Annotated in this window: 10 protein-coding genes; 6 read left to right on the forward strand and 4 right to left on the reverse strand. The window is 71.3% G+C overall.

Annotated elements, in window-relative coordinates; all coding sequences use genetic code 11:
- Entirely contained in the window at positions 1-765 is a 765-nt protein-coding gene (locus J4H91_RS10535) for a HipA family kinase (protein WP_341783518.1), read from the reverse strand.
- Positions 766-892: 127 nt separating this feature from the next.
- On the opposite strand from J4H91_RS10535, the gene J4H91_RS10540 reads away from it, so the two are divergent.
- Positions 893-1,597 carry an NUDIX hydrolase gene (locus J4H91_RS10540; RefSeq protein WP_208046220.1) on the forward strand — a complete coding sequence of 235 codons (705 nt, stop codon included), beginning with the start codon at positions 893-895 and terminating at the stop codon, positions 1,595-1,597.
- A gap of 61 nt (positions 1,598-1,658) precedes the next feature.
- Here the strand turns inward: J4H91_RS10540 and J4H91_RS15905 are convergent, their stop codons facing one another.
- Both J4H91_RS15905 and J4H91_RS10550 read right to left on the reverse strand, forming a co-directional pair.
- Positions 1,659-4,217 (reverse strand): AAA family ATPase, encoded by a 2,559-nt coding sequence (locus tag J4H91_RS15905; protein ID WP_208046221.1) that lies wholly within the window; start codon positions 4,215-4,217, stop codon positions 1,659-1,661.
- 424 nt (positions 4,218-4,641) lie between these two features.
- The gene (locus tag J4H91_RS10550) at positions 4,642-6,303 is read right to left on the reverse strand and encodes a deoxyguanosinetriphosphate triphosphohydrolase family protein (protein WP_208046222.1); all 1,662 of its coding nucleotides are present in this window, start codon (positions 6,301-6,303) and stop codon (positions 4,642-4,644) included.
- A gap of 90 nt (positions 6,304-6,393) precedes the next feature.
- On the opposite strand from J4H91_RS10550, the gene J4H91_RS10555 reads away from it, so the two are divergent.
- From J4H91_RS10555 to J4H91_RS10570, 4 genes are all read left to right on the forward strand, one after another.
- Positions 6,394-6,963: a hypothetical protein gene (locus J4H91_RS10555; protein WP_208046223.1), complete on the forward strand. Its 570-nt coding sequence runs from the start codon at positions 6,394-6,396 to the stop codon at positions 6,961-6,963.
- Positions 6,964-6,982: 19 nt separating this feature from the next.
- Complete coding sequence (locus tag J4H91_RS10560) at positions 6,983-7,942, forward strand: diacylglycerol/lipid kinase family protein (protein WP_208046224.1); 960 nt, start codon at positions 6,983-6,985, stop codon at positions 7,940-7,942.
- Positions 7,943-7,991: 49 nt separating this feature from the next.
- Positions 7,992-8,981 (forward strand): MDR family oxidoreductase, encoded by a 990-nt coding sequence (locus tag J4H91_RS10565; RefSeq protein WP_208046225.1) that lies wholly within the window; start codon positions 7,992-7,994, stop codon positions 8,979-8,981.
- A gap of 113 nt (positions 8,982-9,094) precedes the next feature.
- Entirely contained in the window at positions 9,095-9,814 is a 720-nt protein-coding gene (locus tag J4H91_RS10570; RefSeq protein WP_208046226.1) for a YceI family protein, read from the forward strand.
- 18 nt (positions 9,815-9,832) lie between these two features.
- On the opposite strand, the gene J4H91_RS10575 is transcribed toward J4H91_RS10570, so the two are convergent.
- Positions 9,833-11,026, reverse strand: a complete 1,194-nt coding sequence (locus J4H91_RS10575; RefSeq protein ID WP_208046227.1) for a RimK family alpha-L-glutamate ligase — start codon at positions 11,024-11,026, stop codon at positions 9,833-9,835.
- 25 nt (positions 11,027-11,051) lie between these two features.
- Between J4H91_RS10575 and J4H91_RS10580 the strand changes: the two genes are divergently transcribed.
- Complete coding sequence (locus tag J4H91_RS10580) at positions 11,052-11,531, forward strand: ATP-dependent zinc protease family protein (protein WP_341783519.1); 480 nt, start codon at positions 11,052-11,054, stop codon at positions 11,529-11,531.
- Positions 11,532-11,568 lie beyond the last annotated feature (37 nt).

Here is an 11,568-nt window from a genome sequence, read left to right on the forward strand (position 1 = left end):
TTACGGGTATCGGCTCTGCTTGGCTGCCGCACGGAGACGATCTGCGACTCCGGGAATGCGCGCATGTAGCAGAGAAGCGACTTCGAGCAGTTCTGCGGGCGTAGTATTCCAGTCTAAAGGCACCTGACCGGTGATGGTCTGGATTGTTTCGAGGCCGAGGTACGCGACCTGAGTTGCAGCATCGTTCAATGCTCGGGCGGATGCTACTCCTGCATCGATATCGTGTTGCCAGGCCCCTGTGCCGATGCGGCGCAACGATGGGAGATCCCAGTCTGTCTCTCCTGCGAGCCAAAGGCCATGATCGAACGACCAAATGCTGTAGTCGTCCGTGGTCTGATGCAGCCATTGCGGGTCAACCCCCATGCAGAGGTCCCACATCGCCAGAATGAATGCCTGCCTCCGACGATTGTCATCTCGCTTCGAATAGGTACCCCAATCATCAGACTCGATCACATCCGGAACGTTCAATGAACCGTGCCCGATGCCCGCGTTCATCGAGCGACCGTCTGAGTAGACCAGTCCGAGAGCGCCCGGAATCTCGACGAGCACGTTGGAGGGTACCGGAGCCCCGATCGCACGACCGATCCCGTATGCGATGACCTCGGCAACGAGCGCACGCGGCCCTTGCGGACTATCGGGCGCTTTCACCCAATATTGTTGCCCGTCGGAAGCCACAGCGAGGAAGGCCTCAGAACCCGACCCGGTCTGTCGCACTCGTGTGACGAGCCGCACGCGAGGTAGAGATGACGGGGACTGCCCAAGCATAGTTCGAGACTACCGGCTCACCGGACACGGGTCAGGAGTAATGCGAGAAGAAGGTCGGCCCGTCGAAGCCGCGGCCTCATACTGCGAGGAGGCGCCGACTGCGACCCTCCCCGCTAGGCTGTCGGGCATGGGTGGGAGCGTCGAGGATGTGCAGCGGGACCTCAGCGCGCTCATGGCGCGGGAGGTGGCCCTGGAGTTCGAACCGCAGGGGCCGCTCGCCGATCGGCCGCTGCGGCGATCCTCGGTGCTGATCCTGTTCGGCGCGCTCGACCGCGTCCCGGCCCGCCGCGCATCCGAAGCGCCGCTCGAAGCCCCCGTGCCTCCCGAGCTCGATCTGCTGCTGACGCGGCGCGCCGACGGCATGCGCCACCATCCGGGGCAGATCGCCTTCCCCGGCGGCGGGGCGGAGCCCTCGGACGGCGGGGACCCCGCGCGCACGGCGCTGCGGGAGGCATGGGAGGAGACCGGCCTCGATCCGTCGGGCGTCGAGGTGCTCGGCTCGCTGCCCGAGGTGCACATCCCCGTCAGCAACAACCTCGTCACTCCGGTGATCGGCTGGTGGCGGTTGCCGAGCGAGGTCGCAGCCGACCATTCGGAGTCGGTCGACGTGTTCCGGGTTCCCGTCGCCGAGCTGCTCGACCCGGCCAGGCGAGGCACCTCGGTGCTGGAGCGGGGACCGCTGGTGCACCGGGGCGCCGCCTTCCGTCTCGACGACCGCTTCGGCGGTCACGTCGTCTGGGGGTTCACCGGCATCCTGCTCGCGACTCTCTTCGATCGGCTCGGCTGGGCGGTGCCGTGGGATCGGGAGCACACCTTCGCCGTGCAGCCGTAAGACGCCGGCAGCGCGACATCTCGCGCCGCGGCGTCCCGCGCCGAGCCGTCTCTCCCGCCCGTCAATCCTCGCCCGCGCGGTCGATGAGCCCCATGCTCCTGGCCCTCTGCACCGCCTCGTCGCGCTGGGAGACCCGCAGCTTCCGGAAGACGCTGCGCAGATGGAACTTGACCGTGTTCTGGGTGACGAACAGCACCTCGGCCGCCTCGGCGACGGTGCTCGCTCCGCGGCCGAACGCTCCGAGGGTGCGGAGTTCGGCGCGCGACAGCGCCTCGTACTGCACGCAGCGCAGGGTCTCGGGCAGTCCCTCGAGGCGCGCGATCAGCTCGCCGCCCCACGGTCGCGCCGACGCGCGCCCCGCGAGAGCGAGCAGGGCGTCGTAGGGGACCATCGTGAGAGGGCTGGTGAGGCCGTGGTCGCGCATCAGCTCGATCGCGGTCGCGAACGCCGAGTCCGCGCCTTCCGCATCGCCCCGCTGCTCGAGCGCCGCGGCGAGCAGCAGCCCCGAATCGGCGGCGAGGCGCGGCGTCGATTCGGCGCGCAGCAGCGCCCGCGCCACCTTGATCGCCCCTTCGCGGTCTCCCATCAGCAGCTTCAGCCTCGCCTGCGCCGCCACCGCGTCGGGCAGAGCTTCGGGCAGTTCCGCGAGCAGCTGCGCGGCGGAGCCGTAGTCGCCGAGCACCGCGTTCAGGTTGGCGGCGTGGATGGCCAGCACTCCCTTGAAGAAGGCGGTCGCGCGGAACGCCGCCTCGGCCTCTCGCGCACGGCGGGCGATCAGGTCGAGTGCGGCGCGGCAGCCCTCCTGCTCACGCGCAGCCGTGGCCTCCGCGATCGCCAGGATGGGCCACTGCTCGACGCGGGTGATCAGCGGCCCGAGCGCCGAGAGCCGGTCCCGCAGCTGCGCCATGCGCGCGGCCTCGATGTCGGCGAAGGCGCGCGCGGCGACGCCGTTCACCCAGCTCAGGTGCGGGCTTCTCAGGCCGGCACGGGCCTCGGTCTCCTCGGCTCGCGCGATGTGCTCGTGCACCTGCGCGATGTCGCCGCGCAGCGCGGCGACGATCGAGAGCCCGTACCAGCCGCGGATCTGCTCGCCCTCGTTGCCCTGCTGTTCGGCGCTCGCGAGCGCCCACGAGAAGCTTCTCCTGCCGAGCGCGAGATCGCCTGCGAGCACGCCCGTGAGCGCGCTGATGGCGTGGAGGATGGACAGGGAGCGCTCCAGCAGCTTGGTGGTGCGCTCAGACTCGTCGAACAGCCGCTGCTCGAGATCGCGGGCGAGCCGCAGCGACTCGCCCCCGTTGCCGCGCATCCGTTCGGCGGCGACGAGGAGGGCGAGGGAGACGATGCGCAGTTCGCTGTCGGAGCTCCTGAGCGCTTCGCGCGCCGAGCTGCGCAACAGCCCGTGCAGCGCGTCGAGCTGGTCTCCCGGGGTCTCCGGCTCCGACATCTCGAGGATCAGTCGCGAGCCGACGAGCACCGCGAAGCCCCGGATCTCGTCGAGCGGCAAGCGTCTGAGCAGCGCGAGCAGGCCGGTGTGGGAGTCGACCACTTCGAGGAAGTCGCGCGCGATCGCCCGTGAGGCCTCTTCGAAGGCGCCGAGCTCGATGAGCTGGCGCACGGCCGGGAAGGGCGCGTCGCGGGCGAGTTCTCGCGCGCTGCGCCGTTGGAGCTCCCGTGCCCGCGGATCCCCGAACTCCTGGAGCGCGCGGGAGCGCAGCGTGCTCGCGAATCCGGGGTGACCCACGAGACGGATGGTGTCGGAGTACCAGTTGCGGCTCAGCAGTCCGAGTTCGCACAGCTCGCGCACCACCTCGAGGGTCTCCGCGTAGCCGAGCTCGAGCACCTCGCTCACGAGGTCGACGCTGACGAGCTCGCAGAGCGCCGCGAGCAGCAGCACGGAGCGCCCCCGGGGGTGCACGATCCGCTGACTGTGCTGCACGACGAAGCGCGCGAGCTGGGAGTCGAGGTCGCGCTGCTCACCGCCCTCGGCCAACTGCTGCACGACGAGCCGCACGGCGACCGGCCAACCCCCGGAGGACTCGTGGAGCGCATCGACGGCGCGCGGCCCGCCGACGCCGTAGAGCGCCGCCATGGCGGCGGTCTCCTCGCGGGTGAAGGCGAGACGATCGGCGTCGATCAGTTCGAACGGCGTACGGCTCGTGACGAGCGGGCCGTCGAGAGCGGCGAAGCGGCGCGAGAGCGCCACGATGTAGAGGTGCTCGCTCAGTCCGAGCAGTTCGGCCACCTCGAGGTCGAACGACGCCTCGGTGGAGTTCTGGTAGTCGTCGATCACGAGCACGGTCGGCGCGCCCAGTCGGGAGACGGCTCGCTGCACGGCCCGTTTCGCGCCCGCCCTCCTGCCGTCCGATCCCTCGCCCGCGGGGTTCAGCGCGTCGAGCAGCGCGGCCCAGAAGGCGGACGCGCCGCTCCCCATCTCGGGCGAACGCATCCAGAGCACTTCCCGGTCGCCGAAGGCCCCGCCCCGGGCCCACTGCGCCGCGAGCACGGTCTTGCCCATGCCCGCCGGCGCGAAGATCAGCGTCAGCGGAGGAAGATCGCCCTCGGGCCCGACCGGGATCAGCCGAGATCTCTCCAGGGCTCGGAACCGGATCGCGGGTATCACCACAACACTCCCAGACTCGTACGGAGCTCGAAGCCGCGCGGCGCCTCACCCCCCGACGAAGCACCACCTCAACCGCGATCCGAGACCCTGCAGTTCCCCTGTCGAAAGGGTATCACGCGCGTCGGGCGCCGCATCGCGGCGGGGCCGCGGGGAGCCGGAGGCGTTGTCTGGAGTGAACGGGCGGGGGAAGCACCCGGGGAGATGGCCTCGCCCCGCCCGTGCGACGACCACCTCGGCTTATCGGGGATGACGCGCCGCAAGTCGATCGTCGAGCGAGTCCGGGTCGAGATAACTCGCAGCCGGACCGCTGCTTCCGACTGTAGATCCCGTAAGCGCCCGCCCCGCCGTTTCAGCCCCCGGAACCACCCTCCCCGGGCCCCAAATCCCACCCGTCGACGCGGCAGACCGTCCGTTCCGCGTGCGCTCAGCCGAGCACGGAGCCTCCGGTGAGCGCGCGGTGCGCGGTCACCGCCTGCTGATCGCTGAGAGACGCGACGTAGTCGAGCACCGCGCGCGCCCTGCCCTGTCTGCGCAGCGCGGCGTCGTCGGCGTCGCCCATCAGCAGCTCGGGCCGATCCCTCCGCACGCGGAACGCTGCGTCCGTCGCCTCCTCGACCCACTCGAGCAGGCGCCGCGGCGCCCGGACGGCGTCGTCGGTATCGGAGAGCCACGCGTCGAAGCCGAGCGCCAACTCCTCGACCACCCGCGCTCTGCCGCGCTGAGGCTGCCCGAGCTCCGGGCGCTCGAGCACGAAGTGCGCGTGCACGAACTTCAGCACCATCACCTCGTGCCAGGCGCGGCCGTCCAGACGCACGTGACCGCTGCGCACGTGCGGGTGCTCCTCGACCACGATCGAGGTGCGCAGGTGATCGATCCAGCGCCGCGTGAAGCTCGATACGGCGCGCTCGCTGTCGATGCCGCCGTCGTAGGGAGCAGCGAGCAGGGCCTCGCCCACCTCAGCGCTCACGTGACGCACCGCCGCGGTGAACGCGTCGCGGTCGGCGATCCAGCCGTCCTTGCGACGCAGGCGCCGCCACAGCAGTTCGAGCGAGCGGCCGGGCGCGCGGCGCTCGGCGGCGAGCGCCGGCTCCGGTTCGCCTGCCAGCGCGTCGGCCTCGGCGAGCCAGGCGCGGAACTCCGAGGTGACCGCCGCCTGCTGCAGCACCCCGGCCCTCGCGAAGTCGTCGAGATCGTGCACGGCGTAGGCGATGTCGTCGGCGAGGTCCATCACGCCGCACTCCACGGTCTGCCGTCCGCGCTCGATCCGAGGGAATGCGGCGAGCGCCTGCTCCATCTCCTCCGCATCGAGGGAGTAGGCCGAGAACTTCTCGGCGCCGCCGACCGCGTCGGTGCCGACGCCGCGCGGACGCTCGTCGGCGGGCAGCTCCGCCTCGGTCACCCCGACCCACGCGGCACGGGTCCAGGGATACTTCAGCGTCGCCGCGCGCGAGGCGGCGGTGAGGTTGAGGCCGGGGAAATCGCGACCGAGCGTGTCGAGCTGCGTGAGAATGCGGAAACTCTGCGCGTTGCCCTCGAAGCCCTCGGCCAGCCCCAGCCGCTCGCGCGCGACTCTGTCGAGCACTCGCTCGCCGAGGTGCCCGAACGGCGGGTGGCCGAGGTCGTGCGCGTGGGCCGCCGCCTGCGCGACGATGGTGTCGCACCCGCCGAGCCGTGCGACGACGGCGCCGACCGCGTCGTCGTGCGGGCTCTCGCCCCTCGCGAAAGCGGCGTGGCGCGCCTCGCGTCCCGCGAGCTGGGCCGCGATCACGCGCGCGACGGCGCTGACCTTGAGCGAGTGGGTGAGCCGGTTGTGCATCACGGGCCCCACGCCCGACTGCGGCACGACCTGGGTGACGTCGGAGAGCCTCCCGAAATAGGAGGAGAAGCGGATCCGCTCGAGGTCGACCCTGAACTCCTGCACCTCGCCCTCGCGCGCCTCCCAGCCGGGATCGCCGGGCGCACCGAGGTCGGTCGGTCGGTGCTGCGAGCCCACGTCCTCGACGTAGCGCCGCGCCTCACGCGCCCGCTCGGCGGCGGCGCTCCCGGCCACCGGGGATCCCTCGCCGCTCTCGACTCGCGCACTCATGCCTCCATTCATAGCAGCCGATTCGCGGGAGGCGACAGGGCGAGGGGTCGGCGCCGACGCGCGCCGCGGCTTCCCGAGTACGCTGGAGCCATGAGCGCTGCAGCGGAATCGGGCAACAGCACGCGGCCCGGGAACATCCCGGCCCTGGAACGCGCGACCGGCCGCGCCTGGGACGACTGGCTCCGATACTTCGAGGCCGAGGGAGCACGCGAGCTCACGCACGCGGATATCGCCCGCCTCGCCCGTACCCGCATGCCCGAGGGGCTCGACAACCCCGACTGGTGGGCGCAGGGCGCTGCGATCGCCTACGAGCAGCACGCGGGTCTCCGGGTGCCGGGCCAGTCCTCGTCGGGAACGTTCCGGGTGAGCGCGAGCCGCACGATGCCGCTCGACCGAGACGCCGCCATCGACGCCTGGCGCACCGCACACGGCGAGCGAGAGGCGCACCTGGGACACGCGGCGGGAGAGCCGCGTTCATCACGCACCGAGAAGCGCTCGTTCTGGCGTTTCGGGCTCGACGGAGCCGGCCGCGTCGAGGTCTCGGCGACTCCCAAGGGCGATGACCGGTGCATCCTCGCGGTGAACCACGACGGCCTGCCGAGCGGAGACCGCATCGAGGCGTGGCGCGGGCACTGGAAAGCGATGCTCGCCGAGCTGTAATTCGGACGAAGGGAGAACCATGGGTGAGCGGATCGGGATCGTCTGGAACCCGTCGAAGGTCGAAGAGGCGGAGCTGCGGGACGCGCTCAGCGTCGCGCTCGCGGAGTCGCCCGGGCACGAGGAGGCGGACTGCCTCTGGTTCGAGACCACCGTGGACGACCCCGGACAGGGGGCCGCGGCAGAGGCGCTCGAGCAGGGCTGCGACCTCGTGATCGCGGCGGGCGGCGACGGCACCGTGCGCGCGGTCGCGGAGCGGCTGGGCGAGAGCGGCGCCGCTGCGGCCGAGCTCGGGCTGGTGCCGCTCGGCACCGGCAATCTGCTAGCCCGCAACCTCGGCGTCCCCCTCGGCGACGCGCGAGCCGCCTTCGCGCTCGCACTCGCCGGAACCGCCTCCCCGCTCGACCTCGGCGAGGTGCGATCACGCACGGCCGACGGCGCGGAGGAGCGCCGCGGCTTCGTCGTGATGGTCGGCTTCGGGATCGATGCGCAGATGATCGTCGAGACCGACGACGAGCTGAAGGCCAAGGCCGGCTGGCTCGCCTACGTCGAGTCGCTCGGCCGCGCTGCATCGAGCACGGAGGTCGTCGAGGCGTCCCTGAGCCTCGACGGCGGCGATCCCTCGCCCGTCCCCGCCCACACCCTGCTGGTCGCGAACTGCGGCAGCATCCAGGGAGGGATCACTCTTCTGCCGGATGCGGCACCCGACGACGGCGAACTCGACCTGCTCGTACTGAGCGCGGACACCGCCGGCGCCTGGTTCGACACGATGAAGAACATGATGTGGGACAACGGGCTGAAGCGGCTCGTCGCAGGAGGCGGAACGGCCGAGAGCTCGGAGTCGACCACCCACCTGCGCGCACGAGAGGTGCGCGTCGAGCTGCCCGAACCGCTCGCCTTCGAGATCGACGGCGAAGACGTCGGAGAGGTCGCCGCGTTCGAGGTGCGGATCCTGCCCGGCGCGCTGCGGGTGCGCGGGTAGGGAACGAGGCGCGGCGGAAGCCGCGGGAACGGAACGAGGAGGAATACCGATGCGTGCGATCGTGATCGAATCGAAGGGCGCGGAGCCCCGGATCGTCGAGGACTCCGAGGCCGAGGAACTGCTGCGGGCGGGCGAGGGATCCGTGGAGCTCGACGTGCTCCACTCGTCGTTCAACTACAAGGACGGCCTCGCACTCGCGGGCAAGGGCATCGTGCGGTCCTGGCCCCTCATCCCCGGCATCGACGTCGTGGGGCGCGTCGCAGCCTCCGCGTCCGACGAGTGGCGCGAGGGCGACGTCGTCGTGCTGAACGGCGACGGGCTCGGCGAGACGCGCAACGGCGGCTTCGCGACGCGCGCCCGCGTGCGCCCCGACGCCCTCGTGCGGCTTCCCGAAGGGATCTCGCCCGACCGGGCAGCCGCGATCGGAACCGCCGGCTTCACCGCCATGCTCTGCGTGCTCGCCCTCGAGGACGCCGGCGTCGAGCCCGGGGCCGGCGATCTGCTCGTGACCGGCGCCGCGGGAGGCGTGGGATCGGTCGCGATCTCCCTCCTCGCCGGGCGCGGATACCGGGTCGTCGCCTCGACGGGACGCGCCGACGAGCAGGGCGACTACCTGCGGGAGCTGGGCGCCGTCGACCTCATCGACCGACGCGAGCTGTCGGAGGAGCTCGGCAAGCCCCTGCAGAGCCAGCGCTGGGCGGGCGCCGTCGACTCCGTCGGGTCGACCACGCTCGCGAACGTGCTCGCGCAGACCGGCTACGGGGGCGCCGTCGCGGCCTGCGGGCTCGCGCAGGGCGCCGACCTGCCGACGACGGTCATGCCGTTCATCCTGCGCGGCGTCACCCTGGCCGGGGCGAACTCGGTCGACGCGCCCCGAACGCTGCGGCAGCGGGCCTGGAAGGCGCTCGCAGCAGAGCTCGACCTCGCGGTGCTCGACGGCATGACCGAGACCATCGGCCTCGCCGAGACGATCCCGCACGCGGAGCGGATCCTCGCGGGCCGCGTGCGCGGTCGCACGGTCGTCGACGTGAACCGCTGATCCCTCGCCGGGACGCCCGCCACCCAGGCAGCTCCCGACCGGCTCCGAGGTTCCTCATCGATTCGCCTGCGAAGGTGGGGGCACCACCCGCCGCACGAGCCCAGGAGCCCCGCTTGCGAAAGTCTCAGAAGATCCTCGTCGCCTCCGGCGTCGGCGTGCTCGCGCTCATCGCGGTCGCCGCCATCGCGGGGCCGATCGTGTACCGCGACCTCATCGCGGCACCCGCTGCCGAAGCGCCCAGCCTCGGCGCCGACGAGAGCGTGCTCTCGCGCGACGGCGCCGCCCTCGACCCCGCCGACCTCGCCGGCGAGTGGTCGGTGGGCGAGGGATCGGAGGCGGGCTACCGGGTCGACGAGGTGCTGAACGGAACCGACGTGACGGTGACGGGGCGCACCTCCGACGTGACGGGCACCTTCACGATCGCGGATTCGGGCCGTTCGCTCGACGCGGCGAGGCTGACGGTCGACGTCGCCTCGATCGCCACCGACAACTCGTCGCGCGACGCCTACTTCCGAGATCAGGCGATGCGCGCCGACGAGTTCCCGACCGCGACCTTCGAGCTGACGACGCCCGTCGAGCTCGCCTCCGTGCCCGCGACGGGCGAGGTCGTGCAGGCGCAGGCGGTGGGCGACCTCACGATCGCGGGCGTCACCCGCTCCGTCACCGCCGACGTCTCGGTGCGCAGCGACGGCCGCGTGGCCGAGATCGCGGGGTCGATCCCGATCGTGTTCGCCGACTTCGGCGTGCAGGCGCCGAGCCTCGGCTTCGTGCAGGTCGAGCCGTCCGGCGCCGTCGAATTCCAGCTCACCGCGGAGCGCGGCCCCGCCGACTGAGCCGGCGGAGCCGATCCCTCACCCCTCGGCGAGATCCTGAGCCGACTTCGGCAGCTTGCGCACACGCGCGCGTCGGCGCCGCCGCTCCGGGATCATCGAGCGCATCTCCTCGAGCTTCCCGAAGCACAGCAGGCGATCCTCGGCCTCGAGTACCACGTGCTTGCGAGGGTTCGGGATCACCTGCACACCGCGGTGCAGGGTGAGCACGGTGATGTCGCGGTCCCAGAGCCCGAGCTCCCCGAGCGTCTTGCCCACGTGCTCCGAGCCGTGCATCGTGAGCTCCGCGACGCCGTAGCCCGTCGACACCGACAGCCGCTGTCGCACGTCGATCTCGGGGAAGTCGACCTGGTTCGCGATGTAGTCGATGATCGCACCGGCCACGTCGAGTCCCGTGGCGGCCTCGATCCCCTGCAGCCCGGGCGAGGAGTTCACCTCCATCACGAGGGGACCCTCATCGCCCTCGAGCATGTCGACACCCGCGACGCGCAGGCCCATGATCTGCGCGGAGCGCACAGCGGCCTGCTCGTATGCCGGATCCAACTGCACGGCCTCCACCGTGCCGCCGCGGTGCACGTTCGAGCGGAACTCGTCGCCCGAGGCGATGCGGCGCATCGCCGCGACCACACGGTCGCCCACGACGAGGGCGCGCACGTCGCGGCCGCGGCTCTCCGAGACGAAGCGCTGGATGAGCACGTTCTGGCGGGTCGAGTGCAGCGTCTCGATGATCGCCTCGGCGACCTTGACCTGCGGGGCGAGGATCACCCCGATGCCCTGCGTCCCCTCGAGCAGCTTGATGACGACCGGCGCGCCGCCGACGCTCTCGATCGCGGGGCGCACATCTGCGCGATTTCGCACGAACGCGGTGGCGGGCATGTCGATGTTGTGGCGGGAGAGGATCTGGATCGCGCGCAGCTTGTCGCGGGCGTTCGAGATGCCCGCGGCGGTGTTGGGGGTGTAGACATCCATCTGCTCGAACTGCCGCACGACGGCGGTACCGAAGTAGGTGATGGAGTTTCCGATGCGGGGCAGGATCGCGTCGTAGTCTCCGAGCTGCTTGCCGCGGTAGAGCAGATCCGGCTCGTCCCCCGCCAGGTCGATGGCGAAGCGCAGCGTGTTGAGCACCTTGATGCTGTGCCCGCGCTGCTCGGCCGCTGCCTGCAACCGCTGGGTCGAGTACGCCTGTGGGGCGCGCGAAAGAATCGCGAGTTTCACCGTGGAATCCTGCCAAGATAGATGCGTGACCGTACCCCACCATTCAAGCACCCTCACGGGGTGGCGTGAATGGGTGTCGCTCCCCGGGATCGGGGTTCCGTGGATCAAGGCGAAGGTGGACACCGGCGCACAGACCTCGGCGCTGCACGCGACCGGGATCGCCGAGTTCGAGCGCGACGGCGAGTCGTGGGTGCGCTTCACGGTGCACCCCTGGCAGCGGAACGACGCCGACGCCGCGCAGGTCGAACTACCGCTGCACGATCGGCGCACGGTGCGCAGCTCGTCGGGGCACGCCCAGGAGCGGCTCGTGGTGCTCACCGACCTCGAGATCGTCGGGCGGCGGATCAGCACCGAGGTGACGCTCACCGACCGCGACGAGATGGTCTTCCGCATGCTCGTCGGGCGCGAGGCGCTGCGTCAGGGCTTCGTCGTCGACTCCGCGACCTCGTTCGCGGGTGCCAAGCCGCCGCGCGAGGTGCGGAGGCGCAACCGCGGTCGGATCTAGCGCGGATCCCGCCGCGCCGGGAGTGTGACGCCGTCTT

It is taken from the genome of Leucobacter ruminantium, assembly GCF_017565705.1.
GTDB classification, from domain to species: domain Bacteria; phylum Actinomycetota; class Actinomycetes; order Actinomycetales; family Microbacteriaceae; genus Leucobacter; species Leucobacter ruminantium.

Excerpts from the sequence above, each read along its gene's own strand:
- J4H91_RS10550 (WP_208046222.1), bottom strand. The coding sequence starts at position 6,303 with ATGAGTGCGCGAGTCGAGAGCGGCGAGGGATCCCCGGTGGCCGGGAGC.
- J4H91_RS10565 (WP_208046225.1), top strand. The coding sequence starts at position 7,992 with ATGCGTGCGATCGTGATCGAATCGAAGGGCGCGGAGCCCCGGATCGTC.
- J4H91_RS10555 (WP_208046223.1), top strand. The coding sequence starts at position 6,394 with ATGAGCGCTGCAGCGGAATCGGGCAACAGCACGCGGCCCGGGAACATC.
- J4H91_RS10535 (WP_341783518.1), bottom strand. The coding sequence starts at position 765 with ATGCTTGGGCAGTCCCCGTCATCTCTACCTCGCGTGCGGCTCGTCACA.
- J4H91_RS10540 (WP_208046220.1), top strand. The coding sequence starts at position 893 with ATGGGTGGGAGCGTCGAGGATGTGCAGCGGGACCTCAGCGCGCTCATG.
- J4H91_RS10560 (WP_208046224.1), top strand. The coding sequence starts at position 6,983 with ATGGGTGAGCGGATCGGGATCGTCTGGAACCCGTCGAAGGTCGAAGAG.